The 26,836-nt window shown below is 39.4% G+C and carries 22 protein-coding genes; 15 read left to right on the top strand and 7 right to left on the bottom strand.

What is annotated here, in order from left to right; genetic code table 11:
• Positions 1–644: 644 nt before the first annotated feature.
• The 7 genes from ccoN to L1283_RS24020 all read left to right on the top strand — a co-directional run bounded on the left by ccoN (position 645) and on the right by L1283_RS24020 (position 10,812).
• A complete protein-coding gene (gene ccoN / locus L1283_RS24050) occupies positions 645–2,783 on the top strand; it encodes a cytochrome-c oxidase, cbb3-type subunit I (RefSeq protein WP_429626508.1) in 2,139 nt (712 codons plus the stop codon).
• A 205-nt stretch (positions 2,784–2,988) separates the two neighbouring features.
• On the top strand, positions 2,989–3,903 hold the full coding sequence (locus L1283_RS24045) for a cbb3-type cytochrome c oxidase N-terminal domain-containing protein (RefSeq protein ID WP_112374199.1): 915 nt from the start codon (positions 2,989–2,991) through the stop codon (positions 3,901–3,903).
• A gap of 15 nt (positions 3,904–3,918) precedes the next feature.
• Entirely contained in the window at positions 3,919–5,307 is a 1,389-nt protein-coding gene (gene ccoG / locus L1283_RS24040; protein ID WP_286851454.1) for a cytochrome c oxidase accessory protein CcoG, read from the top strand.
• 11 nt (positions 5,308–5,318) lie between these two features.
• The gene (locus L1283_RS24035) at positions 5,319–5,741 is read left to right on the top strand and encodes a FixH family protein (protein ID WP_286851452.1); all 423 of its coding nucleotides are present in this window, start codon (positions 5,319–5,321) and stop codon (positions 5,739–5,741) included.
• Positions 5,742–5,750: 9 nt separating this feature from the next.
• Positions 5,751–6,440 (top strand): sulfite exporter TauE/SafE family protein, encoded by a 690-nt coding sequence (locus L1283_RS24030; protein WP_286851450.1) that lies wholly within the window; start codon positions 5,751–5,753, stop codon positions 6,438–6,440.
• 57 nt (positions 6,441–6,497) lie between these two features.
• Positions 6,498–7,961, top strand: coding sequence for a cardiolipin synthase (gene cls / locus L1283_RS24025; protein WP_286851449.1), 1,464 nt, complete (start codon positions 6,498–6,500; stop codon positions 7,959–7,961).
• 127 nt (positions 7,962–8,088) lie between these two features.
• Complete coding sequence (locus tag L1283_RS24020) at positions 8,089–10,812, top strand: carboxypeptidase regulatory-like domain-containing protein (RefSeq protein WP_286851448.1); 2,724 nt, start codon at positions 8,089–8,091, stop codon at positions 10,810–10,812.
• 252 nt (positions 10,813–11,064) lie between these two features.
• Here the strand turns inward: L1283_RS24020 and L1283_RS24015 are convergent, their stop codons facing one another.
• The gene (locus tag L1283_RS24015) at positions 11,065–11,646 is read right to left on the bottom strand and encodes a thymidine kinase (protein ID WP_046671893.1); all 582 of its coding nucleotides are present in this window, start codon (positions 11,644–11,646) and stop codon (positions 11,065–11,067) included.
• Positions 11,647–11,878: 232 nt separating this feature from the next.
• Between L1283_RS24015 and L1283_RS24010 the strand changes: the two genes are divergently transcribed.
• Positions 11,879–12,946, top strand: a complete 1,068-nt coding sequence (locus L1283_RS24010) for a hypothetical protein (RefSeq protein ID WP_312352669.1) — start codon at positions 11,879–11,881, stop codon at positions 12,944–12,946.
• Positions 12,947–13,014: 68 nt separating this feature from the next.
• On the opposite strand, the gene L1283_RS24005 is transcribed toward L1283_RS24010, so the two are convergent.
• Positions 13,015–13,641, bottom strand: coding sequence for a hypothetical protein (locus tag L1283_RS24005; RefSeq protein WP_075991736.1), 627 nt, complete (start codon positions 13,639–13,641; stop codon positions 13,015–13,017).
• A gap of 184 nt (positions 13,642–13,825) precedes the next feature.
• Between L1283_RS24005 and L1283_RS24000 the strand changes: the two genes are divergently transcribed.
• Together L1283_RS24000 and L1283_RS23995 are read left to right on the top strand one after the other, a co-directional pair.
• Positions 13,826–14,140 (top strand): YbaB/EbfC family nucleoid-associated protein, encoded by a 315-nt coding sequence (locus L1283_RS24000; protein ID WP_075991737.1) that lies wholly within the window; start codon positions 13,826–13,828, stop codon positions 14,138–14,140.
• A 10-nt stretch (positions 14,141–14,150) separates the two neighbouring features.
• Positions 14,151–14,834, top strand: coding sequence for a metal-dependent hydrolase (locus L1283_RS23995; RefSeq protein WP_429626506.1), 684 nt, complete (start codon positions 14,151–14,153; stop codon positions 14,832–14,834).
• 80 nt (positions 14,835–14,914) lie between these two features.
• On the opposite strand, the gene L1283_RS23990 is transcribed toward L1283_RS23995, so the two are convergent.
• From L1283_RS23990 to L1283_RS23980, 3 genes are all read right to left on the bottom strand, one after another.
• Positions 14,915–15,733: a UDP-2,3-diacylglucosamine diphosphatase gene (locus L1283_RS23990; protein WP_248933298.1), complete on the bottom strand. Its 819-nt coding sequence runs from the start codon at positions 15,731–15,733 to the stop codon at positions 14,915–14,917.
• A gap of 424 nt (positions 15,734–16,157) precedes the next feature.
• Entirely contained in the window at positions 16,158–17,021 is an 864-nt protein-coding gene (locus L1283_RS23985) for an N-acetylglucosamine kinase (protein WP_046671899.1), read from the bottom strand.
• Positions 17,022–17,262: 241 nt separating this feature from the next.
• A complete protein-coding gene (locus tag L1283_RS23980) occupies positions 17,263–18,990 on the bottom strand; it encodes an MFS transporter (protein ID WP_429626505.1) in 1,728 nt (575 codons plus the stop codon).
• Between the two features lie 302 nt (positions 18,991–19,292).
• On the opposite strand from L1283_RS23980, the gene rho reads away from it, so the two are divergent.
• Entirely contained in the window at positions 19,293–20,792 is a 1,500-nt protein-coding gene (gene rho, locus L1283_RS23975; protein WP_429626503.1) for a transcription termination factor Rho, read from the top strand.
• Positions 20,793–20,866: 74 nt separating this feature from the next.
• Positions 20,867–21,553 (top strand): CDP-diacylglycerol--serine O-phosphatidyltransferase, encoded by a 687-nt coding sequence (gene pssA, locus L1283_RS23970; RefSeq protein WP_341832672.1) that lies wholly within the window; start codon positions 20,867–20,869, stop codon positions 21,551–21,553.
• Here pssA and L1283_RS23965 read toward each other — a convergent pair.
• Both L1283_RS23965 and folK read right to left on the bottom strand, forming a co-directional pair.
• Positions 21,550–21,894, bottom strand: a complete 345-nt coding sequence (locus L1283_RS23965; RefSeq protein ID WP_341832671.1) for an Hpt domain-containing protein — start codon at positions 21,892–21,894, stop codon at positions 21,550–21,552. The two genes, pssA and L1283_RS23965, sit on opposite strands and share 4 nt — an antisense overlap.
• The gene (gene folK, locus L1283_RS23960; RefSeq protein WP_429626501.1) at positions 21,875–22,378 is read right to left on the bottom strand and encodes a 2-amino-4-hydroxy-6-hydroxymethyldihydropteridine diphosphokinase; all 504 of its coding nucleotides are present in this window, start codon (positions 22,376–22,378) and stop codon (positions 21,875–21,877) included. The genes L1283_RS23965 and folK overlap by 20 nt, the downstream gene beginning before the upstream one ends.
• A gap of 239 nt (positions 22,379–22,617) precedes the next feature.
• Between folK and sppA the strand changes: the two genes are divergently transcribed.
• The 3 genes from sppA to L1283_RS23945 all read left to right on the top strand — a co-directional run bounded on the left by sppA (position 22,618) and on the right by L1283_RS23945 (position 26,825).
• Positions 22,618–24,384 carry a signal peptide peptidase SppA gene (gene sppA / locus L1283_RS23955; protein ID WP_070570450.1) on the top strand — a complete coding sequence of 589 codons (1,767 nt, stop codon included), beginning with the start codon at positions 22,618–22,620 and terminating at the stop codon, positions 24,382–24,384.
• 216 nt (positions 24,385–24,600) lie between these two features.
• Entirely contained in the window at positions 24,601–25,791 is a 1,191-nt protein-coding gene (locus tag L1283_RS23950) for a phosphoglycerate kinase (protein ID WP_070570453.1), read from the top strand.
• A gap of 164 nt (positions 25,792–25,955) precedes the next feature.
• The gene (locus tag L1283_RS23945) at positions 25,956–26,825 is read left to right on the top strand and encodes an endonuclease/exonuclease/phosphatase family protein (protein ID WP_286771222.1); all 870 of its coding nucleotides are present in this window, start codon (positions 25,956–25,958) and stop codon (positions 26,823–26,825) included.
• Positions 26,826–26,836 lie beyond the last annotated feature (11 nt).

Genomic DNA, 26,836 nt, shown 5'->3' with positions numbered 1-26,836 from the left:
GCCGATGGTATTGCCGTAACAGGTGGGAGAGTAGGTCGGTGCCTTTTTTTACACGGAAGCCCTTGCTGGAAACAGTCAAGGGCTTCTTTCGTTTAGATACTCCCCGTACTACCCGCTACTTCCCCGTACAATGCTATTACCTATCTTCCATACTTCCCCGACCGGAGCCGCCCCGCAGCCTTTATTGTGTCTGCTCAAGCTCATGCCATCACTGCTCCTTTTCGAAAAGGCTTTGGCTCACTGGCTACAGTTGGATAGTACAATACATTGAAAGATTAAGGTTTGCGACTTTGATAAGATTAGATACGCTATAGATGCAATTCGCTTCATGCGGATAGTCCTCGATGTTTTCGGAATAAATTTGTGAATATAGCATTGATTTCAATCCATATTGTTATTAAAATAACGCACTGTACGGTAGGAAATTTGATTATGGTCACTTTTGATGTCAGATATACTGGTGAAAAGTACCTTTCAGAATCTCAATTTTCGCTAAGTCATTTAGATCCAGTAGCCGAAATTAGTAACTAAGCCTTGTAATACTGTAATACAAAAGTGACGTACATCACTTTTTTACGCATTACCCATCATTAGATTGTCATAAATTGCTGCTTACTTTTGAACCAGAATCAACAATTTAAGTAATGCAGTTAGAGCAATTTAATTACGACAACAAGATTGTCAGGAATTTCGGAATCGCTACCATTATTTGGGGAATAGTTGGTATGACCATAGGATTGCTTGTGGCGACGCAGCTTGTTTGGCCCCAAATGAACTTCGGATTGCAATTTACTACATTTGGCCGTGTACGTCCTGTACATACCAATGCGGTGATTTTTGCGTTCGTAGGTAATGGTATTTTTATGGGAGTTTACTACTCCTTACAGCGGGTGCTTAAAGCAAGAATGTTTAGTGATGCTTTGAGCAAGCTCCATTTTTGGGGTTGGCAATTAATTATTGTTGCCTCGGCTATTACTCTACCACTCGGTCTTACTTCAAGCCATGAGTATGCCGAAATGGAATGGCCTATTGATATCGCAATTACCTTCATTTGGGTGGTATTTGGAATCAATATGTTCGGTACTATTATCAAACGACGCGAACGTCATATGTATGTCGCAGTTTGGTTCTATATTGCCACATTTGTTACAGTAGCCGTATTGCATATTGTTAACTCCATCCAATTGCCTGTAGCTGGCTGGAAAAGCTATTATGTGTACAAGGGCGTGCAGGATGCACTGGTACAATGGTGGTATGGTCACAATGCAGTTGCTTTTTTCTTGACAACCCCTTATTTGGGAATGATGTATTATTTCCTTCCTAAGATGGCCAACCGTCCTGTTTACTCTTACAAGTTAAGTATTCTTCACTTTTGGTCTTTAATCTTTATTTATATCTGGGCAGGTCCTCACCATTTGCTCTATACGGCGCTACCGGGTTGGGTACAGTCTTTAGGGGTTGTATTCTCCATCATGTTGATTGCTCCAAGCTGGGGCGGTATGATCAATGGTTTGTTGACCTTACGTGGTGCTTGGGATAAGGTACGGACAGAGCCTATGTTAAAATTCATGGTCGTGGCCCTTACTTGTTATGGTATGGCGACTTTCGAAGGCCCTATGCTATCCTTGAAACAGGTGAATGCGATTGCTCACTTTACCGACTGGATCGTAGCGCACGTACACGTAGGTGCTTTGGGATGGAATGGGTTTATGACATTTGGTATTCTGTACTGGTTGATACCACGTATATATAAGACAGAATTATATTCTAAAAAATTGGCATCAACACACTTTTGGATAGGTACCTTGGGTATTTTGTTCTATGCGATCCCGATGTATTGGGCAGCCGTAGTACAAGGCTTGATGTGGAAAGAATTTACACCAGAAGGGGTCTTGAAATATCCAAACTTCCTGGCGACAACGTTAGAAATTTTGCCGATGCACATGATGCGCGCAATAGGTGGTGCACTTTATCTGTCGGGGGTCTTCCTAATGACCTTTAACTTGATCAAAACCATGAAACAAGGGAAGCTCTTGGCCAATGAGCCAGCAGAAGCTCCTGCATTATTGCCGGTTCAAGTAAATGAACAGTCTCAACACCGTCGTCTTGAACGTAAGCCAATTTTATTTATGGTACTGGCTCTTATCGCCATCCTCATCGGGGGTATGGTGGAGATGGTGCCGACTTTTACAATTTCTAAAAATGTTCCAACAATTGCGAGTGTAAAACCTTATACAGCATTGGAACTGCAGGGAAGGGATCTCTACGTGAGAGAAGGTTGTGTAAACTGTCACACGCAAACTATTCGTCCATTTAGATCCGAAACCGCCCGTTATGGGGAGTATAGCAAGGCGGGTGAGTTTGTTTACGATACACCGTTTTTATGGGGTTCGAAACGGACAGGACCTGATCTGCATCGCATCGGTGGAAAATATCCTAATAAATGGCACTTTGATCACCTGTTGGATCCAACGATTACCTCGCCTGGAAGTATCATGCCAACATATCCTTGGTTGATCGATCAGAAGCTGGATAATGCTATTCTGCAAGATAAAATGAAGGCGTTACGGAAATTGGGAATCCCTTATACCGATGCGGAAATTGAACATGCTGAACAGGATCTCACCAAACAGGCACAAAAAATTGCTGATGATCTAAAACAAAATCAAGTGAATGTGTTAGCTGACCGTGAGATTGTAGCTGTAATTGCATACTTACAGCGATTAGGAACAGATATAAAAGCAGCTCCAAAAGTAGCTGATAATGTTAACGCAAATCAATAAAGCTATGTTTAAGCAAATAACAAATCTAAACGGCAGTGAGCTTTATCTAATTGCATCACTTTGGATCTTCTTGGTGTTCTTCATTTCAGTAGCAATAATGTTGTTTCGAATGAAAAAAGACTATGTTACTTATATGAAGGAATTGCCTTTGGAAGAAGATGAAACAGAAAAGGAACTGAATCATTCACCTGAAAGTCTATAATATATGAGTTTATTATTGGATACTGCACCAGCTACCGCAGAAGTTGTTCAATCTACGATAGGATTCGGTACAGATAATTTATACACAGATATCTTAATTGTTGTATTGATCGTTGTGATGCTGGCTCTTCTCGCTTCGGCATTGATGGTCAATCGCGCGATGAAATCCATCATTAAGATTACCATGCCTGAATTGGCCCAGGAGGAAAAGCTCAAAAAGGTGGCGAATAAGGGCTGGATGAAAAGGTCGTGGAACAAGATCATGGGGATCAGACCGATTTCAGAAGAAAAGGATATTGTCATAGACCATGAGTATGATGGTATCCGCGAATTGGACAATCCGATTCCGATCTGGTTCAATTTCCTTTTTTATGGAACGATTTTTTTCGGCCTTGTTTACTTATTTGTTTATCAGGTGTCGGGTATCGGAATGAACCAGGACCAGGAATATGAACATGAGATGGTCATTGCCGAGAAAGAGCGTCAGGCTTATCTTACTGCTTCTGCGAGTAATGTAGACGAAAGTAGCGTGGAGTTTCAGCCGGAAATGGCAGCTGATGGAAAAGCGATCTTTGCAGCAAACTGTGTCGCTTGTCACGGAGGTAGTGGTGAGGGAGGTATCGGACCCAACTTGACCGATAAGTTTTGGCTACATGGTGGTGAGATTAAAGACATCTTCAAAACCATTAAGTATGGTGTTCCTGATAAAGGAATGGTGCCATGGGAACAAACGTTAAGTCCCGCTCAAATCGCACAGGTTGCCAGTTATATTGTCACCTTAAGGGATACAAACCCTGCTAACCCTAAAGCTCCGCAAGGTGATGAGGTATCCTATGGCGGTGGTCAGGCGGCAAACGGAGAGAAAGCAGCGGATGATGCCAAAACAGGTCCAGCTGAAGCAGATAAAAAAGCAGAGTAGTAAATTGAAATAGCAATGAGTACAGCAGTCGTGAATAATGCCAATAACGGTGAATCTAAGTCAAAAAAAAGACAATGGATTTATGCCAAAAAACCGCAGGGAGAGCTTTACAAAAAAAGACAGTGGGTTGGGTATTCACTACTGCTGTTCTTGTTTATCGTTCCTTTTATCAAAATAAATGGTGAACCGTTTCTCATGTTCAACATTATTGAGCGAAAGTTTTCCATCTTAGGAAATCTTTTCTATCCACAAGATCTCTACATATTCGTATTCGGTATGTTAATCGTGATGGTATGTGTGGTTTTGTTTACTGTTGTCTTTGGACGGGTATGGTGTGGATGGACTTGCCCCCAAACCATTTTTTTGGAATTAATATTTAGACGAATTGAATATTGGATCGAAGGTGATTGGCAGCAACAAAAGAAATTGGATGCGGGACCAAATACGGATCAAAAACAATTTAAAAAATTCTTGAAACATGGTATATTTTTAATCATATCATTTTTCATTTCAAATATCTTTTTGTCTTATATCATCGGTGTTGATGCGCTGATGAAGATTATCACTGATCCATTGGACCAACATATCGGTGGACTGATATCAATAATCATATTTACATTGGTTTTCTATGGCGTGTTTGCTTACGTCAGGGAGATTGTCTGTATTGCAATTTGCCCTTACGGCAGATTGCAGGGTGTACTCCTGGATGACCAAAGTATCACTGTCGCCTATGATCATAGACGCGGGGAGCCAAGAGGAAAACAGCAAAAGGATGCAGTGACGACGCAAGGGGATTGTGTGGACTGCAAGCTCTGTGTACATGTATGCCCCACAGGAATTGATATTCGAAATGGCCTTCAATTGGAATGTGTGAGCTGTACGGCCTGTATAGATGCCTGTGATGCTGTGATGGACAAAATCGGAAAGCCGAAAAAGTTAATTGGTTTTTATCCAATGGGTGAGATTGAAGGAACACTGAAGAAAAAAAGCAATACGAGAGCAATAGCTTATTCGGTCGTGCTGGTTGCTTTAATGTCGGTTTTTGGTTTTCTGTTGTTCAATCGTTCTCAGGTGGACGGTAGACTGCTCCGCGCAAAGGGAAGTACCTACCAGCTTCGTGATGATAAGACAATAAGCAACCTGTATTCTTTGGAATTGATTAATAAGTCTGGTAAAGAAATGCCTTTTAAATTGGTCTGTGATGACCCCCGCTTAAAGATTCAACTGGTCAATCCTATTCAAAAATTGAGTAAAGATGGGCATGCGACACTGAGCTTTTTTCTAATTATCGCAAATAAGGATGTTGAGACCTATAAAAGTAATGTAAAATTAGCTATCTATTCGGGCGATAAGAAAGTGGAAAGTTTAAAAACTACTTTTATAGCGCCTCCGGGTATGAATTAAAATGAAAAACAATGAATTGGGGTACAAAAATTTTTTTAACCTTGGCGGTATTTATGTTGTGTATAGTCGGAGCAGGAATATATATGGTGAGTCACGATTCGGATAGTCTGGAAGAAGACGATTATTACGAGCAGGGACTGAATTATGATCAAGCTTACGATAAAAAGCAGAATGTATTGATGATGAAGGAATCACCGACAATTGAAATCAGGCAAGATACCTTGTATATTCATTTTGTCTCCAAAGATAATAAGGGAAAATTGCTGTTTCGAAAACCTTCGGATAATCGATTGGATAAAGAATTGCCCTTTCAGACAACCAGTAATTTATATACACTGCCCATTTCCACGTTCGATAAAGGCATGTGGAATTTATATATCGACTGGAAGAGTGTAGGTAAGGATTTTTTGTTTGAAGAGCATATTTTATTTTAGTTTACGGAAATGAGTTATACCTACTTTGCATTTTTCATGGGATTGTTTGGAAGCATACACTGTGCGGTCATGTGTGGTCCATTAATTTTCGCCATTGAAGGAAGGCAAGGCTTTGGTTGGAACGTTTTCTTAAATAAAATACTGTATCAATCCGGTAGGGTACTGACTTATGGTTGTTTGGGACTTTTACTGGGTACGATCGGAACATTTGCGCAGATCCAGGGCTGGCAGCGTAGTCTAAGCTGGGCTACAGGTGTCATCCTGATTGGAATTGCTTTATTTCAGCTTATTGGTAAACATAATCGAAAAATTGCCAGCTGGCAGACGAAGGCTGTTCAGCCAATCGTACGGTTATTGTCGAAATGGCTCTATAAACCGGGCGGTAGCTTTGTTGCCGGTGTACTGAATGGATTGTTGCCCTGTGGTATGGTCTACATGGCGCTTATGTCGTCCATAAATGCGGATAGCCCACAGCAGAGTTTCTTTTTTATGTTGTTTTTTGGCTTAGGTACTATCCCGCTCTTGTTTGTGTTTTCTTTTTTGGGAAATTTCTCCCGATCTTTCAAAATTGGATTTTCGAAATGGATTCCTTTTCTCTATTTCTTATTGGGGATATGGTTTATACTCCGGGGTGCCAATTTAGATATTCCCTATTTAAGTCCGTTCATTCATGTAGATGGTGCAATAAACTGTGTTTAACGACAAACAATATGTCGATGCTAAGTATTATATTTGGTAAAACCCTTAGCACACAATATGGAGGTACTTCATCATATTTTACAGATTGCATTAACCTATTATTGGATTCCCTTACTCATCCTTTATATTGGTGTAATCGGGACGATTTTGATCGAAAACCGTAATCCTTCTAAGACCATCGCCTGGATTATGGTCATTGTTTTCTTACCTGTCGTCGGTTTGCTCAGTTATTATTTCTTTGGTCAGAAGTTTAAGAAGGTCAAAAGGATGAAGCGTGTGTATCGCGAGCAGTCCAAAAAGCTACTGGATGCCTGGCGTAAGGAATCCGAAATTATGGAGGAACATATCTATACGTTAAATGAGCGGATCGGTAGTTTGGCTATGGTATACCGCTACCTTAAAAATCAGAAGATCTCTACTTTTTCCCTCAACAACGATGTCACCCTGTTTATCAATGGGGAAGAAAAGTTTCCAGTACTTATAGATCGCCTTAAAGCTGCGCAGCATTCCATTCACATGGAATATTATATCTGGGAAATGGATGATGTAGGGCAGGAAATCTTACATATTCTAGAAGAAAAAGCAAAGGCTGGCGTGACTGTTCGCCTGATATTGGATAGTTTTGGTGCTCCGGATGTGATTAAATATTTACGGCGGCATAAACCCGATTTTGTGTTTCAAGCTTTCCTTCCGGTGACCTTTAGTTCCTTGGCGAATAGCAACTACCGAAATCACCGCAAGATAGCGGTGATCGATGGGAAAATAGGTTTTGTCGGCGGAATCAATATTTCAGATCGATATATCAATAACGGAAAAAATGAGATTTACTGGCGGGATACGGCGATGATGGTTGTCGGCGCAGCAGTAAATACCTTGCAAATCCAGTTTTGGAACAGCTGGAACCAGACAGATGCAGAACCGTTTGAATTGGGCCGCGGTTATTTAAACCGATTTCCACTTACCGATGAAGATGAGAGTGGAGTAGGATTTACAGCCAGTGATCCTGGATCGCCAGCACCTTTCAATATGGAAGCAATTATTGCCGGTATCAACGAAGCAAAAGAATATGTACAGTTGTGTACACCTTATTTTATTCCCAGCGATCAATTGACGACTGCTTTAATGCTCGCGGTATCTTCCGGTGTCCGTGTGGACTTGATGTTGCCGGCCCAGTCTGATTCGTTTTTTGTACAGCATGCCTCCTTCTCATTTATAAAACCACTACTGGAAAGAGGAGTTAATGTATACCTCTATACAAAGGGATTTCTGCATGCCAAAACCATCTGCATTGATGGGAAGCTGGCCTATATCGGTACGACAAACTTGGATATCAGAAGTTTTTACATCAACTTTGAAATCTCGGGAATTGTATCGGATAAAGCGCTTTGCGACCGTCTTAATGCACAATTTTTGGCTGATATCGAAGTTTCAGACCTGATTACAATTCGAAAGTGGATGCAGCGAAGCCGCTGGAAAAGAGGAGTAGATTCTATCTGTAGGCTTTTGGCTCCATTGCTCTAATTACTTTTAGCGCGTCGGAAATCGTCCCATGAATAGGTATAATAAATGTTAAAAATACCCCAATGCGGTTGGTCTTTGCTCAAAATTGAATATATTTAGCTATTCATTTTTTATTCTAAGACTTTCAATGAAGCACATAAAACTATTGACTTTATCGATAGGACTGTTAGGAATAGGGACCACTTATGCCCAGACTACACCTACATTGCCTATTAATACAATCGTAGAACGAGTTCAGAAATATTTTCAGGTTTACCCAGTTGAAAAGGTACATTTACATTTCGACAAGCCTTATTATGCTGTAGGGGATACTCTCTGGTTTTCAACCTATTTATCCCGCAATTTGGCCGAATATGAGCCGAGTAAAATAGCTTACGTGGAAGTGCTGAACAGTCGCGATTCCCTGATTCAGACACTAAAAATTCCATTGGATAAAGGGGTAGGAAATGGGCAGATTGTACTTGATCCTCAATTTATGTCTCAGGACAATTATCGCTTTAGGGCCTACACAAAATGGATGGCCAACTTTGATAATGCTTACTTTTTTAACAAAGTGGTGCCAATCGGGGATGTAATCAATAAGAAATTGATTACGAACATTGAATTTCAAAATAACATTGGTGGTAATAAAACCCAAGCTGTCATACAGTTCCGCGATCGTACGGGAAAACCGATGATCAATTCAAAAATCAATTGGGAGTTTGTGTCGGGATGGGAAACCTTCGACAAGGGCAAAGCTGAGACCGATGGGCTGGGGAAAGTAACCATAAACCTGTCTGCAAAAGAAAAGGCAAATCTGGAGAAAGGACAACTGAAGATTAGCATTCAGGAAAATAAAAATGAAAAACCTTTGTCCAGTTCCTTCTTGCTCAAAAATGCCTTGTGGGATGCAGATGTGCAATTCTTTCCTGAAGGGGGTGATATTATCGCTGGATTGGCCAAAAAAGTTGCATTTAAAGCCATTGGATCCGATGGTAAGGGGCTAAAGGTAAAAGGTAGTATTTTGGATTCAAAGGGCAAGTCGGTAGCGGAGTTTGCAGACTTTGGAACTGGAATGGGCTATTTTTCTCTTCTGCCGCTCGCAGGAGATAATTATCAAGCTGTTGTGAAGTTTGAGAATGGACAGGAGCGCAAATACAAATTGCCGGCTGTTGTCAGTGACAAGGCAAATGTTGTTTTTGTAAAACAGGATGCCACGAATGCGGAGTTTGCCGTGGTAACTAGCGAGGAGAATTTTTCAAAGAACCCGGGGCAATCTTATTATGTTTTGGTTCAGTCGAATGGCCATCTCTGTTTTGGCGCACAGGTGAATTTAAAATCTTCGTCTGCATTAGTCAATATTCCGAAAGAGCGTTTGCCAAATGGTATTGTTCAGGTAACCTTATTGAGTCCGGACGGAAAACCTATCAGCGAACGCTTGGCATTTGTTCAAAGTGAAAAGCTTTTAAATATTCAAGTTACCAGCGATAAGCAAAGCTATAAGGCTAAAGACTTGGTCAATCTTAAACTTGCTGTGGACAACAATGGGCAGAAGTTCCCCGGAAGCTATTCAGTCGCTGTAATAGACGAATCCAAAGTTCCTTATAATGATCAGGCAGATCTCTCTATTGTGAGCAACTTTCTGTTGACTTCGGACCTCAAAGGAAATGTAGAAAACCCAAATTCATATTTCGATGAAAAGAATCCCAATCGGGATAAAGCGCTGGATGCACTATTAATGACACAGGGATACCGTCGATTTGACTACCCGACACTTATATCGGAGAAGTTGCCACAGATCAGTTTTCTTCCCGAGCAAGGAATTGAATTATCCGGTATACTTCGGATGAATACTGGACGCCCTTATCCAAATGGAGGGTTACTTTTATCGGTTCCTTCGCGTAATATTAAGAAAGACGTTTATACGGATCAGAATGGACGATTCACCTTTAAGGATCTTGTGTTCCCGGACTCGTCTAAAGTAACGGTTAATGCCCGCTCTAACGACAATTACCGGAGCCTGGTTATTAATATGGATCAGAGCTTTTACCCGGAGATCGATAAGAATAATGGCTATAAAAGTTATTTTGTGCCGAATATAGACCAGGCTTTTGCTCCTTATTTGGCGAATAGCCGAAAAGAGTATCGAAAATCGATCCTTCTGGATGAGGTCGAAGTGACAGGCGTAGTGAAGAAAGCAATCACCAATAAAGATTTTCCATCTATTTCGGGCTTATCCATGCCGGAACACCGTATTGAACCCGAGCGTTTGACCGGTTGTAACGTGTTGACCATGTGTCTTCAAACGGTATTAACTGGCATTACTTATGATCCGCAGACATTGAAATATTATGTTTCCCGCGATTATAATGCGGGGGGACGCACGCCTGTTCAGTTCTTTCTGAACGGTATGGCTATTGATGAGCCTGGATTGAACAGCATCAATGTCGCGGATATCGAAGGAATCGAAATCTTCTTACGTGATGAATTGGGAACAGTCTCCAGAATGTATCAAAATAATGGTGTTGTGTCCATTTATACGAAAAAAGTGGAAGCGAAGAAACCGCGAATGTCATTGAGTGAAATTGAGAGCATGTTGCCAAAATCAAATGTGATCGATATGTATCCTCTAGGTTATATTAAAGAACGCAAATTCTATATTCCAAAATACGATACGCCGGAAAGAAAGGCTGTAAACGATTTGAGAACGACCATTTACTGGAATCCGAAAGTCTCAATCACAGAGACGGGGGAAGCTGCCATTCAATTTTATAATGCCGATGGAAATGGAAATTACAAGGTCATCGTCGAGGGAATGGATCAAACAGGTAACATTGGCCGTAAGGTTATAAATTACGGTGTTCAGCCTTAAGCCTTGCCTATAGGAGTTCATGAAAAAAGAACGCTGTGCTCAGTAACCTGGGGACAGCGTTCTTTTTTAACAAAAAAACACCCCCTTGATGGGCAAGGAGGTGCTAACTAACCAATTATAAACCTAAATTATGAAAAGTATTTTGTCGCTATTAAAAGCGTTAATCTTCTTATTTATAAAGTATATTTCAAATCCTATGCCAAATAGCGTTTATGGTCCTTTTGGCAGATTTTAGTTAACTTTTTGGATCATTTACTTATTCAAGCCGAAATAACAAGGTCTACACCGTGGTTCATAAGCTTCTTTTTCACCCAAAAGCACGGTTTCCGTATCCTTGGTCAGGCGGTAGGAATAATTCGCTGGAGCGCCACATTGCATGCAAACCGCATGCACCTTCGTGACGTGTTCGGCTACTGCCATTAAATTGGGAATTGGACCAAATGGTTGCCCTTGAAAATCCATATCGAGACCGGCAACGATCACCCGGATACCACTATTTGCCAATTTGACACATACCTCTGTCAAACCGTCATCAAAAAATTGTGCTTCATCGATTCCGACAACTTGGGTCGATGAACTTAAGAGTAGGATCGCTGAAGAATGATCAACGGGTGTTGATGGGATGCTATTGCTATCGTGAGAAACGACCAACTTTTCATCATATCGCTTGTCAACCGCTGGTTTAAAGATTTCGACATTCAAACGTGCATATTGTGCTCGTTTTAGCCTGCGAATCAGTTCTTCAGTCTTGCCCGAGAACATCGATCCACAGACAATTTCAATGCTACCATATTGTGCGGGGCGCAAAGCCAAATTATGTTCGGAAAAAAGCATTTGATTAATTTAATTTTGTCGGAAGGTCCGCAAATAAGGTGATTTTTGTAAAATGACCTCCCATTATATTCTGTTTTTGACACCGCTAATATCAGAATTAAATATTAAATTTGGGTAGCAAAAATTGGGCGTAAATCCAAATATTTCTAAATCAAAGGATTGGGTTTTCCACTTTTTGATCGGTTGCAGGTATAAGTGTATAAATAATTAATTGGTGATTTCAAATAGAATTATGGGTACTAAAGAGGAAATTTTTAATACGATAGGCGATTTATTACAGGATTTAAATGGGCAGTATCTGACCTTGTCGGAACAGGGCAGCTTGTCCGAAATTAACGAATTAGTAACACTGGAAGCGAAGGCACAGGCTGTGGCTGCCTACATAACTTTACTTAAGACCAAGGCCGTTCTTCAGGGAACTCAATCACAGCATACGTTAAGTACTGCTGCCTTAGACAGTAAGAAGATTGCTTTCAACGACTATTTTACACCGCCTTCCACCCTTAGAACTTCAGCGCAGCAAGTTGTTGCTGAACCGACTGAAAGCGAGATTCAAGAAGCTCAACCAGTTGAAGATTTCAACCGTGGAAATGAAGAAGCCATTGTAGCAAATGAAGAAACCAGTGTGGGGGAAAACGAAGTCCCATTTATTTCTGAACGTGAACCTGTAAAATTGGAAGAGCCAGAAACCTCATTTGTTTCTGAAAGTGAACCGATACAATCGGGAGAGCCTAGCCCTGCAATTGCTGAACCTGTCGCGCCGCCAGTTGTTGCAACGCCACCGGTTTTTGAGGCTGCTCCAGTGGAGGAATTAGCTTATCAGGCAGAAAAGGAAGTTACAGCGCAAGTTGAAGAACCTACTGTCTTCGTTACAGAAGTCATCGAAGAACCAAAAGAAGTCGTAATTGAGCAGCCGCAAGAAGTGTTTATTCAGGAAGAAATCAATACGGTCATTGAAGAAGCTCCCGCGAGACCATTGACCTTAAATGAAATTATCTCTCAACAGAAGCAAGCTGGCGTGCAGAACCGTGTTTATCAGGTAAATCAATCTGGACATAGCGATAAACTCACAGATATTAAAGCAGGAATAAGCTTAAATGATAAGCTCTTATTTATTAAGGATTTGTTTAATGGGTATAGTTTAGCGTATAGTGAGGCTGTCGAATTATTGAATAGATTTACAAGCTATGCGGAAGCGGATGCATTTTTGCAGACAAATTATGCTATTAAAAATAAATGGGCAGATAAGCCGCATACCGTTGAAAAATTATACAATGTCCTGCGCAGAAGATATAACTAAAATTATAAAACATAAAAAACAGCTCTCGTTCTACCGGAGCTGTTTTTTTATGCCAATATTTTGGTTCTTTAGCTTAGTTGAAATTGTAGCCAATCGTTCCCTTCATGACCATAAACGAAATACTTTGGTTGAAGAATTTCGGCTAAGGATTCGAGTTCGCTCAAATAATTGTATCCGGGAATTTGTGCAAATTGTTCACTGGTCATAATAAAGACCTGATCAAGCTCGATAGCTTTGGATGAAGCGATAGCTGCCGTATTCAACAATTGTGGAATTTGGATAAATGTCTGTTCCCCATTGCCGATGACGATGATTTTATCGGCATCATGTTCTGTCGTAACTGGAATACCACCTGCAATTTTTATGGCTTCCTGCAGATAGGCGGAACGGTTTATTTCAAGGGGCTGTATTTGGTCCAGCACCAGTACTTTGGGCCTGTCAGTGGCCGAAATAAACTTAAGCTTATGGATTAGAATACTTGTTTCGTCTTCAATTTTTTCAACCAGTTCAACTGTTTTATCGATGGCATCGAGATCAGTCCCGATACGTTTGATATAGGAGATCATATCATCGATGTCGACAAGTTGAGGACGATCTGAAATCAATGTGTCGTAGGTTTCAGCTGGAATAGCTGCCGGATTTAGGTCCAACTGGTCCAAAATATGGGCGACTAGTTTTTCTTGATTGCTTTGCATGGTGCAAAAATACAAAACCTTCATGACTTCGAAGACACCAAGCGCAATGAAAGCGAACTGAAGGTTCTTTCTGGTCAATAAGACCAGTCACTTTCAGAAAAAAAGGAGGCATTGGCGAAAGTAAATTAGCAATAGTAGGTATGCGCAGATTTTTGTAAATTGGCCTGAAATAAATGATATAAATATGTTTGACAAATTATTTCAAGCCCAGCAAAAGGCGGAGGAAATCAAGAAAAGATTGGATTCAATTTCTGTGTCTGGTGAAGTGGAAGGTGGTTTAATCCGTGTGGTAGCGACAGCAAACAAAGAGATAAAAGAGGTTACCATCGATCCTGTATTTTTATCAAACGCAGATAAGGAAGAATTGGAGGAGTTGCTTGTGGTTGCTCTGAATAAGGCAATTGCTCAAGCTGAGAATATCAGCCAGGCTGAAATGCAGGCAGCAAGCAAGGATATGTTGGGTGGACTAGGAGGACTAAGCGGATTATTTAATCAATAGCGATATTATCATGAAAGCAACTTATTACGGACAATCATGTGTGGAGTTTGATTTTGACGGAACGAAGGTTCTTTTAGATCCATTTGTTACGTATAATCCACTTGCAAAAGAAATCGATGTAAATACAATTAAACCGGATTATATCTTCTTAAGTCATGGACATCAGGACCATGTGGCAGATATGGCGACGATTCAAAAAAACAGCGGTGCCACTGTTTTAGCGATTGTTGAAACGGCAGGCTGGGTGAGAAGACAGGGAGTACCTGATGATAAAGTTATCGAGTTTAACTTGGGCGGAACGGTTCAACTACCTTTTGGTTCGGTAAAGATGGTATATGCCGCACATACCAATAGTACACCTGATGGTCAATACGGTGGGTTTCCTGTAGGTTTTGTCTTTAATGTAAAAGGCAAGCGAATTTATTTTGCTGGAGATACGGCATTAACCATGGAAATGAAATTGCTGGCAGACATGAAGCTGGATTGGGCATTTTTGCCTATTGGTGGGCATTATACAATGGATGTGGATGATGCAATTAAAGCCGCTGAATTTGTGAATTGTGCTCGGGTAGTTGGTATTCATTACGATTCATTTCCGCCAATAACGATCGATAGACAACAAGCTTTGGATAAATTCCAAAATGAGGATATTTCATTGTCATTGCCGGAAATCGGTTCAACATTTGAGTTATAAACAATACAACAAAAAGCCGAGCTAGCTCGGCTTTTTGTTGTATTGTTTTCTTGATTTTATGCAGATCTGCGTTGTGTTCATTAAGATATGACAATCTTTTTAAGATCTTCCAGGCTGAAAAGAGGGATATCGATGATTTTATTCTTCAGGATTTGTTCTTTGTTTTCTTCAAAATAGAACAGCTTCCATTCCCCATTTTTATATTCTAAACTACTGAGATTTTCAATCCAGTCCCCTGAGTTCATATAGGTGCAGGTTCCTTTTCGTGTTATAACTTCTTTGATTTGAGGTTGATGGATGTGTCCACAGATAACGAAATCGTAATTTTTTTCAATCGCTAGTTCAGTAGCTGTATGTTCAAAATCCGATATATACGTGACGGCCTTTTTAACCGAGTTTTTGATCTTTTTAGAAAGAGAATATTTCTCCTTACCCATTTTATCTAGGCAGTAATTAATGATATTATTGAGCTGTATAAGTTTGTCATAGCCCCATCCACCCAGCTTGGCCAACCATTTAGAATGATGAATGGATGCGTCGAAAACGTCCCCATGAAAGATCCATACTTTTTGATTATTGAGTGAGAGAAGTAGTTTATTGCTCAGCTTGATATTACCTAATTTTAGATCGGTAAATTTGCGCAGCATTTCATCGTGGTTGCCCGTGATGTAATGCACTTCTGTGCCCGAAGAGCTCATGTCAATGATTTTTTTGATGACTTTGAGATGTTCCTGTGGGAAATAACTTTTTTTAAATTGCCAAATGTCTACGATGTCTCCATTGAGTATCAGTATTTTGGGAGATACGGACTCTAGGTAAAGTAAAAGCTCTTTAGCTCTACTACCGTAGGTACCTAGGTGTAAATCTGAGATTACAAGTATATCAAGGCTTCTTTTCATTTGCAATAAATTTGTTTATTCATCTATGTCTACAAAGATGTCTCAACCTTTGTTGATTTTGTTGTTTGCCCCGCTGTTGAGGACTATAGTTCACCTTTGACGGATTTGCCTGAAATGAATCGATCATGAGCGGTCTATTTTACCGTTTTTTGTATTATTGCATGCCACGATTTTTCATTCAATAAATCTGTTATCTTCTTTTACAAAAAAAGGATACTTTTATTTTGTACCGATGAAATTCCTGTTATTAAATCATTAAAATGTCTTGTAAAACGGTATGAATTAGTTTATTGGAAATTAATATTAGCGGGGGATTTTCATGGAGGAGAAGACCATAAAGTCAAGAGAGTGGGGGAAGAGCAACAGAAAAAGGTATCCAATTTTATTGAATACCTTTCATTATGTTAAAGATTATTTTTCTTTTTTATTTGGCAGTTGCTGCCGCTCTATCGATGTGGAATTGTACTAAATCGTCGATAGGAGAACGTAAGATCTTGCCTACTTTCATTCCATATTGCTCAGCTTTTTCAGCCAAAACATTTCTGAAATTATAACCTACCGAACCGATACAGTTGAAAGTATAGCTTTGATAATTAGGGTATTTGCTAACAAGATTTCTGAAAAATGCTTCAAAAGCTTCATCAACGATATTACGTGTATATTCGATATTTACGTTGTTGTCATAAACAAATTTGCTAAAGCTAGCACAAAAACGATTTGGCATAGGTTTGGTATAAACCGCGTCCATAATTTCGTCTTTTGTCATTTTATACGTGTTATAGAATACTTCTTTAACATCTTTAGGCATCAAATTACGAACATAGTCTGCCAATAATTTTTTACCAATATAACTACCAGAACCTTCATCACCTAAAATGTAAGCACCTGAGTCGATGTTTAATGTGATTTCTTTGCCGTCATAGAGACAAGAGTTTGTTCCTGTTCCTAAGATTGCAGCAAACCCGGCTTGAGTTCCTAATAATGCTCTTGCTGCTGCAAGAAGATCGTGTCCTACTTCAACTTCAGCTGTAGTAAATACTTGTTTTAAGGCATCAACTACAATTTGTGCTTTTTCCTTGTTATGAACACCTGCACCATAATAGTTTACTTCTGAGATTTTTTCAAAAGGTAAATCTTGCGGTAGTCCTTTTTTTAGGGAGTTTACAATGTATTCACTATCAACAAAATAAGGGTTATATCCTTCTGTGTTGAAGTAGATTTTTTTATTCGAATCGTCTAACAAACACCAGTTTGTTTTTGTTGATCCCCCGTCAGCAATGATTATCATTATTGAGTAGTTTTAATTGTGTTTATCGTTATAAAATGAGTAATCAATTCATTAATCAATTCCCCGAAAATACATTTTTTAATTTTAAATATCATAATTTATCCACGTATTTTTCAAAAAATAAATTTTTGTACTTTGGTGACTATATAAAAAAACTGGCTTAACGATATTGTTAAGCCAGTTTTTGAGCTGTGTAATAAAATTGTTTAAATAGTGTACTATTTACAATTAGTGAGGGGTATTAATGGCCCCCTTCAGCCTCTATTTCGTCAATATTGATTCCTTGTTTTGTTAATATTCCCTTAACAAATATCGCAAAGAAAACAACATAACAAAATCCGATTAACGGTAGAATATACGAGTTATGGATGCCGATAATATCCGCTAATTTTCCTTGAATCGGAGGAAGAACTCCACCACCAAGAATCATCATGACAAGAAATGCCGAACCTTGAGCGGTATATTTACCTAAACCTACAATCGATAAACTGAAAATCGAGGACCACATAATTGAACATGCAAGACCGCCTGATAAGAAAGCGTAGATTGCAATAGTACCCGATGAGAATAGGCCAATTAACATCGCTATGATTCCAAATAATCCGAAAATAATCAATGTACGAGCAGGTTTTTCTTTACTTAGATAGAATGCTACAATTTGAAGAAGAATACATACTACGTAATAATAGAGATGCGACATTTCAAATCCTGCAAGCGTATTTACTCCGATGATAATGGAGAATGCAATCAGAGGAACGATAATTAATAATCCATTTTTAGCCGATTTACTCAAGTTAAAGGCTGTAATTGCACCGGCCCAACGACCAATCATCATACTCCCCCAATACATAGATACATAAGGTGTAATTTGCGATGATTGCAAATGACCAAATTCCTTCAATGTCAATAATTCCCCGAGGTTACTACCGATAGCAACTTCGATACCGACATAGATAAATAGGGCGAGCATACCCAAAGCCAATTGTGGATATTTCATCGCACCCCAGCCTTCTGGATTTTTTTGTGCATTCTTATTGGAGAACAATAAACCGCCGATCACAACGACCAATGCTCCGGCCAACCATAGCATACGTTGCATTTCGAGTGGTTTGGCAACTTCTTTAATGTGCAATTTGAGTTGGTCAATCTGAACCTGATCTGTTAAACTTGAAACCTGCCTATGTAACTGCTCTACCTGCAAGGCTAAATCGCTCTTATAGCTTAGAAAAACCGGTGTGAACATACCAAAAAGTAGTACGGTCATAATGATCAATGTACGTAAAGCTTTATTAGCCTTTTCCATTGGTTCATCACTAATGCCGGCAGGGACTTTTTTACTGAAATTAAATAATGCTGCAGCAAGTAGGAACAATAGACCAACACCTATGTAAAGATAAACCACCTTGTTTAGAGGAAGGTTGGCGATCTCGGAGTCAGAAATAGGCTCAAAAGTTCCGAATAAGGAAAATCCGATAACAAGAGGTCCTATTGTTGTACCAAATGAGTTGATACCACCACCTAGGTTAACACGGGAAGCACCTGTTTTTGGATCGCCCAATAAAACGGCAAATGGATTTGCTGCAGTCTGTTGTAATGAAAAACCAAGGGCTACAACGAATAGTCCCAACAACATACCAACATACAAGTTTACTTCGACAGCAACAATCATGGCTGCTGCACCCAAGGCCGAGAAAAGTAAACCGTAAACGATACTCTTTTTATATCCCCATTTTCCAACCAGGTCCTTTCCTCCGATTGAACTGAAGATAAATAGTAACAATGCACCAATATAATAGGCTGTATAAAAAGCAAAGTCTATTAACTGGGATTGAAACTGGTCTAAATGAAAGTAATTTTTGCAGAACGGTATAAAAACACTGTTCCCTGCCGCAATGAACCCCCAAAAGAAAAACACAATAATCAATGTGTAGAGTGCGGGGTAATTGGTTTTAGTTTGTTGCTGTTCCATATAAGGGATCTAAAAACTTAAATTTTGAAAGGTACGAACTTATGAAAAAAAATATAAAATTCAATCTAAAAATGTTGTTAAATCGTTTTACTAGCTACAATAGTAAATATTTTTATTGAAATATTTTGAAATAACAAAATTTGTTTTTTTCTTTGTCTAGGTTCTCAATATTTAATCCACTTCGGGTTTAAAAGAAATCATTAAGTTCTTCATCACATTTAATCATGGAAACTTGTTTAAGTGTGTAATCAGAATTCAGAAAAAAGCTCAAAAAAAATCCAAAAATCATACACAACACATTAATGGATATTAACGAATTAAACGCTAAACTCGTATCGGAATTGCGCGAGATTGCTAAGTTGATCGGTATCGCAGATGCTGATAAATTGCGTAAACAAGAATTAATCGAAAGAATTAGCAATACTGGTGGGGAAGAGGAAGCAGCTCCAGCGCCAGCTGAAAAAGCAGCTAAAGTAGAGGAAGATAACCAGGAACATGCTGAACGTACACGTAAACGTGTGCGGACCGTAAAGACTGCGGAACCTGTCACGGTAAGAAAACGTGAAGTTTCTGAGCATGACGAAACCCCGGTTGCAACCGAAGACGCACCATCAGCAGATAAAGGTCCCCAACCTGAAAAAGCAACACAAACTCCTAAAGCAGAAAACACTTCTTCAAGTACAGATTTCGATAATGTGATCGTTAATGAGGGTGTATTGGAGATTATGCCTGATGGTTATGGCTTCTTACGTTCATCAGATTACAACTATTTGACTTCTCCTGATGATATTTATGTATCACAATCTCAGATCAAATTATTTGGTTTGAAAACGGGAGATACGGTACGTGGTAGTATTCGTCCTCCTAAAGAGGGTGAAAAATACTTTCCTTTGGTAAGGGTTGAAGCTATCAATGGGCAAAATCCTGCTGAGGTACGGGATCGTGTGCCATTTGATTATTTGACACCATTATTCCCTGATGAGCGTTTAAATTTGGATATGGGTGTTGGAAACTATTCGACACGTATCATGGATTTATTCACGCCAATAGGTAAAGGTCAACGTGGGTTAATCGTTGCTCAACCGAAAACGGGTAAAACAAACTTGTTGAAAGAGGTTGCAAATGCTATTGCAAAGAATCACCCAGAAGTTTATTTGATTATCTTATTAATTGATGAGCGTCCTGAGGAGGTTACTGATATGGCGAGAAGTGTGCGCGCTGAAGTTGTTTCTTCAACATTTGATGAGCCGGCTGACCGCCACGTGAAAATCGCTAATATCGTGCTTGAGAAAGCGAAACGTATGGTAGAGTGTGGACATGATGTCGTTATTTTGTTAGACTCAATCACAAGATTGGCTCGTGCATATAACACAGTTGCGCCTGCGTCTGGTAAAATTTTGTCAGGTGGTGTGGACGCTAACGCTTTACATAAGCCAAAACGTTTCTTTGGTGCTGCCCGGAATATCGAAAACGGTGGTTCATTGACAATTTTAGCAACAGCATTAACAGATACAGGTTCTAAAATGGATGAAGTTATCTTTGAAGAATTCAAAGGTACAGGTAATATGGAATTACAGTTGGATCGTAAGTTGGCGAACAAACGTATCTTCCCTGCGATCGATATCACAGCTTCCAGTACACGTCGCGATGATCTATTGACTGACAAAGAAACATTACAACGTATTTGGGTACTTCGTAATCACTTATCTGATATGAATTCTACAGAGGCCATGGAATTTTTACAAGGTCAATTGCGTGGAACTAAATCAAATGAAGAATTTTTGATCAGTATGAATGGGTAATCCCATCAAATTTTGATATTTTAGCCATCATTTTTAATCGAATGATGGCTTTTTTTATAAAATAGATCCTGTAAATGAAAAAACATATCCCAAATCTACTGACTTGCCTAAATTTATTTAGTGGCTGTATCGCTGTATTGATGGCATTGCAAGGCAATATTCAAGTGGTTACTATTTGTGTCTTTGCGTCCGGGATATTCGATTTTTTTGACGGAATGGTGGCGCGGCTTCTTCATGTTAAATCACCAATCGGAAAAGAGCTTGATTCGTTGGCCGATATGGTCAGTTTCGGTTTTTTACCCGGGACAATTATGTTTACTTTATTGACAAAGGTGTTTCCTGATGGCTCTCTGTTGCCTTATCTAGGGTTTATCATTACTGTTTTCTCGGCCTTACGTTTAGCAAAGTTCAACCTGGATGAGCGTCAAACTTCTGATTTCATTGGCTTGAATACGCCAATGAATACATTTTATGTACTTTCACTGCCTTATATTGCAGACAAGTACCCGCAATTGGTTTTAAATCCGATTGTATTAATCGTTAGTATTCTTCTAACCAGTTATCTATTGGTGAGTGAAATTAGGTTGTTTTCGATGAAATTTAGTTCGATGGACTGGAAAACGAATAAGTTTCGCTTTATATTTTTGATCTTGACGTTGATCTTGTTTGTTGTTGGTCAATTTATGGCTTTACCGATTATTTTAGTTTTATATTTCCTATTATCGGCATTGCATTTTAATAAAAAAAACGATCTGGTTTAGATCGTTTTTTCATATTGTTCCAATTCAAACAGGAGCTCTTTCATTTCGATATCTATAATATCGAAGGTGGCCTGAAGGCCCTCGAGAGATGCTTCATTTTTTGCATTGGTCTCTAATTCCTCAAATTTTTCTTTTAAGTGAAAGGCACCGATATAGTCCATTGTCGGTTTGATATGATGGGCTGTATCACCAATCTTTTGAAGATCACCTTCAGCTACCGCTTGTCGAAGCTTGTCGAGATCCACAGGTGTTTGGATAAGATACATGGATACAAATTGTTTGATTAATTCGTGGTTGTCAAACATGTTTTGGCGGATCAGTTCAATGTCGATATGGTTCATCGTCGCTAATTTTCTTTACGGGTAAGTCGTCTTTGCATTTATTCAATAAATATACGTTATTTTTTTTGTAAACGGGATGGATATAGGCTGGTGCTATTTCCACTAAAGGCTCCAGTGTAAACCTGCGATCAGCAATAAAAGGGTGTGGAATCTGCAACGATGGCAGATCGATAATTTCCTGGTTAAAGTAGAGTATATCAATATCAATGACTCTTTCACCCCATTTTTTTATACGGATACGTCCTAATTCCTGTTCGATGTGTTGTGTCAGGTTTAAGCATGCTAAGGGCTGTAACCGGGATGCCACTAAAACGACCTGATTTAAAAAGGGCGGTTGGTCTTCAACTCCCCAGGCCGCTGTTTCATAGATCGAAGAAGCTTCAATAATTGCTCCAACATGTGTTTCAAGTTGTTTTCTCGCTAGATCAAGCTGTTGAAAACGATCCCCAAGGTTAGTGCCCAATAGTATATAAATCTGATTCATGATGCTAAATTAAGATTTTGTGAAACTTAGTTGTTTGAATTTCGGCTATTTTTTGGATTTAGTGTATTAATGGTCTATGGATATGTAAATTTCTTTCAGGCTATGAGCCTTAATTTCGCGAATAAAATGTGGGGTAGATGAAATAAAAGACTGGGTGAATAAAAAATATTGCATTACCTTTAGTGAAAATAAGTCTTTTCACAGGAAGATCGATTATGGATCGGATTTAATTACAAAATATGAAATCATTTTTTAAGTACGTACTGGCAACAATTACGGGGATTGTGATCTCTTTTGTTGTGTTGTTTATTGTTTTGATGGGGATTATTGGGGCCATCATCAGCTCGGCATCCTCGGATCAGGAGATTGTTGTTAAAAGCAACTCGGTTTTATACCTATCCTTTGATTATGATATTTCAGAGAGAAGCGAAGCGAATCCTTTGGGTAGTCTCAATCTTCCAGGTTATTCCACTAAAAATATTGGTCTAGACGATATTTTGGCGAGGATCAAGTATGCGGCGACGGATGGGAATATTAAAGGGATCTATTTAGATGCTAGTCATATCGGAGTTGGCTTTGCAAGTTTAAAGGAAGTGAGAGACGAACTTTTGGCTTTTAAGAAAACCGGGAAATTTGTTGTTGCTTATAATGCGGGGTATGACCAAAAGGCCTATTATGTAGCGAGCACCGCCGATAAGGTGTACGTTAATCCGCAAGGGACGATTGATTTTAAAGGTTTGGCAAGTTCTACGATGTTCTATAAAGACCTTTTGGACAAGGTTGGGGTGGAGATGCAAATTGTGAAGGTAGGTACATTTAAAAGTGCTGTTGAGCCTTTCTTTTTAAATAAAATGAGTGATCCCAATCGCTTGCAGGTAACATCATATTTGGGAAGTATATACAGTACCTTTATTAATGAAATAGCAGCGAGCAGAAATATTGCTGCCGATTCATTACGGGCTATTGCGAATGACTATCGTGTCCGGGATGCGGACGACGCGGTAAAATATAAGCTTGCAGATGCCAAGTTGTATAAAGACGAACTTTTATCGGATTTGAGAAAACGTTTGAAAATTTCGGAAAAGGATGAGATATCGTTTGTTTCCCTGTTGGATTATAATAAAAAGTTAAAAGATGATGCGAGCGGATCTGAAGTCGCGGTTCTTTATGCTGCCGGAGAAATTGTTGATGGTGAAGGAACAGGACCAGGCCAAATCGGTGGTGATAAATTCTCCCGCGAACTACGAAAATTAAGAGAAGATGATGCTGTTAAAGCTGTTGTTTTGCGTGTGAATTCACCAGGCGGATCTGCTTTAGCGTCCGATATTATTTGGCGGGAGGTTATTTTGACCAAGAAAGTGAAGCCCGTAATTGTGTCGATGGGAGATTTAGCTGCATCAGGTGGGTATTATATCTCGGCGGCAGCAGATTCGATATTTGCTGAACCAACTACAATTACAGGATCTATTGGTGTATTTGGTGTGATTCCTAATTTCCAAAATCTGATGAACAATAAAATTGGAGTGCATTATGATGGTGTAAAGACGGGTAAGTTTGCTGATTTGATGACTTCTTTCGATCGGCCGTTGACAGCAGAAGAAAGGGATATCATCCAGCGGGAAGTGGATAAAGTATATGGTACATTTACTAAAGTTGTTGCAGACGGCCGTAAATTATCCATTGCTGATGTAGATAGTATTGGGCAGGGAAGAGTTTGGACCGGTGCGCAAGGTGTGAATAATAAATTGGTTGACCGTCTCGGAAACTTGGATGCCGCTATTCAGGCTGCCGCAAAAAAGGCCAATCTGAATAAATATAAAGTGTCCCAATATCCGGAGAAAGAAGATCCTTTTACCTCGATATTAAATAATTCAAAAGAAAAAGTCCAAGTTTGGATTGCAAAAGAGCAAATGGGCGAATATTATCGTTATTTTGATGTCGTGAGAAAAGCTACAGCACAGACGGGGGTGCAGGCGAGAATGCCTTATAGCGTTGAGATTCACTAGTAATTGATTCGTAAAGGAAGTCCAATCGTGGTATTGTTGTAGGTGATTATAATTTATAACGATGCCGGTAATTCTTACGTTGCGTGCGGAGAAGTTCGATCCAATGTACGGATTGCCATGAATAAATAATTATTTCTAATGAAAGCAAATGCTTTTTTTTATATTTAGCTGTTCGTTTGACAAAACGATCTAATCCCAAATCAATAAAGTTACAGAATGAAAACAGTAGACGATTTAAATTTTGCAGGTAAAAAAGCCTTGGTACGTGTGGATTTCAACGTGCCTTTGGATGAAAATTTCAATATTACGGATGATAATCGTATCCAGGGAGCGGCTCCAACAATAAAGAAGATCTTGAACGATGGTGGAAGCGTGATATTGATGTCCCATTTAGGAAGGCCAAAAGATGGTCCTACTGATAAGTATTCATTAAAACATATTGTTGCTCATCTTTCACAGGTTTTAGGTACTGATGTTCAGTTTGCCAATGATTGTATCGGTACAGAGGCCGTAGAAAAAGCGGCAGCTTTACAAGCTGGTCAGGTTTTATTGCTAGAAAACCTTCGCTTCTATAAAGAAGAAGAAAAAGGAGATGTTGAATTTGCTGAGAAGTTGTCAAAATTAGGTGATATCTATGTGAACGATGCTTTCGGTACAGCCCACAGAGCTCATGCTTCGACAGCAATTGTTGCGCAATTTTTTCCAGGAGCTAAGTATAGCGGTTACTTGATGGCTGCAGAAGTCGGAAATGCAGAAAAAGTATTAAACAATCCGGTTAGACCATTTACGGCTATCATGGGTGGAGCAAAAGTTTCTGATAAAATTCAGTTAATTGAGGCCTTATTGGATAAAGTTGACAACCTTTTAATTGGTGGAGGTATGGCTTATACGTTCATCAAAGCTAGAGGGGGTGAAATTGGTCAATCATTGGTTGAAATCGATAAACTTGATTTAGCGAATGAGTTGGTGAAAAAAGCGAAGGAAAAAGGTGTAAACTTGGTTATTCCTACGGATGCTCAGATTGCAGATGCATTTTCCAACGATGCCAATGTATATGATGGACCAAATGATCAAATTCCTGCAGATTTGCAAGGTCTGGATATTGGTCAGGAGTCTGCAGCAAATTTCGCAGCGATCATCAAAAATTCTAAAACAGTTCTTTGGAACGGTCCAATGGGTGTTTTTGAATTTGATACCTTTGCAAAGGGTACCAAAGCTGTAGCTGATGCTGTTGTGGAAGCAACGAAGAATGGGGCATTCTCTTTAATAGGAGGTGGTGATTCTGCTGCTGCGGTAAGTAAATTTGGTATGACTGAAGATGTAAGTTACGTCAGTACAGGTGGTGGTGCGCTTTTGGAATACATGGAAGGAAAAGTTCTTCCAGGGGTGAAGGCACTTGAAGATTAATATAAATCAAATCTTTAGAAAGGGACAACATAGGTTGTCCCTTTTTTATTAAAAAAAGATCGATGTTTTGTACGAAACTATGGATGTAATGTCAGATTAAATCAATTATCTGTTAAATGTTTGTGTAGCACTGGTGAGTTTTTATTGTATTTGCTAAATTTATCATGACATGGTTATATATGCAGATATTGATGGATGCTAATAAGAGTAAAGAAAAAGATAGTTCTGGTTTTTTTTCGGTACTGACGTATAATGTAGCGGGGTTGCCCGGGATTATTTCCTCTGCGATTACAGGAAGAAGCAGAAGTATTGCTGAAATTGGAAAGAAGATCAATCCTTTTGACATTGTTAATGTACAGGAGGATTTCAATTATAATAGAAGTCTATATTGGGGCGGTAATTCACATCCATATCGCACAAGAACCAAGGGACGTGTTCCCTTTGGTGATGGTCTCAATACCCTGTCTCATTTTCCGATGACCGATGTTGTCCGTGTGCCCTGGAAAAAACGTACAGGAGCCGATTTTCTGACACCAAAGGGCTTCACCTTAGTTCAGATAGAAATCGTTCCTGAAGTCTGGTTGGATGTTTATAATGTTCATGCAAATGCACAAAATAGCAGGAAAGCTTCAAGTGCACGCCGGGATAATCTCAATCAGCTACGTGATTATATTGGAGAGCATTCGAGTGGTAAGCCACTTATTGTAATGGGTGATTTTAATGCACATTATAGTTTTTGTGATGATAACCTGCATGATTTTATGGATTCCACAACATTGGTTGATAGCTGGGTTGAGCTCGAAAATGGAGGCTTAGTGCCTGAGGTGCGACATGAGTTTAAGCCGCCACATATGTTGTCTATCAGCAATCAGAGCGAATCTATCGATAAGATCCTCTATCGGAGCAGTAGTCACCTCAGTCTTGCTGCCCGGGATTATAAAATAGAGAATAATCTATTCACCAATGTCAAAGGATTGCCCTTATCGGATCATTATGCCTTGGCACTGAATTTTAACTGGGCGATTCATCCTTAAGCAGTTTATCC

This window comes from Sphingobacterium sp. HSC-15S19, from assembly GCF_050433745.1.
GTDB classification, from domain to species: domain Bacteria; phylum Bacteroidota; class Bacteroidia; order Sphingobacteriales; family Sphingobacteriaceae; genus Sphingobacterium; species Sphingobacterium siyangense.
Note: the sequence above shows the minus strand (reverse complement) of the source record. Positions and strands in the feature narration are given on the sequence as shown.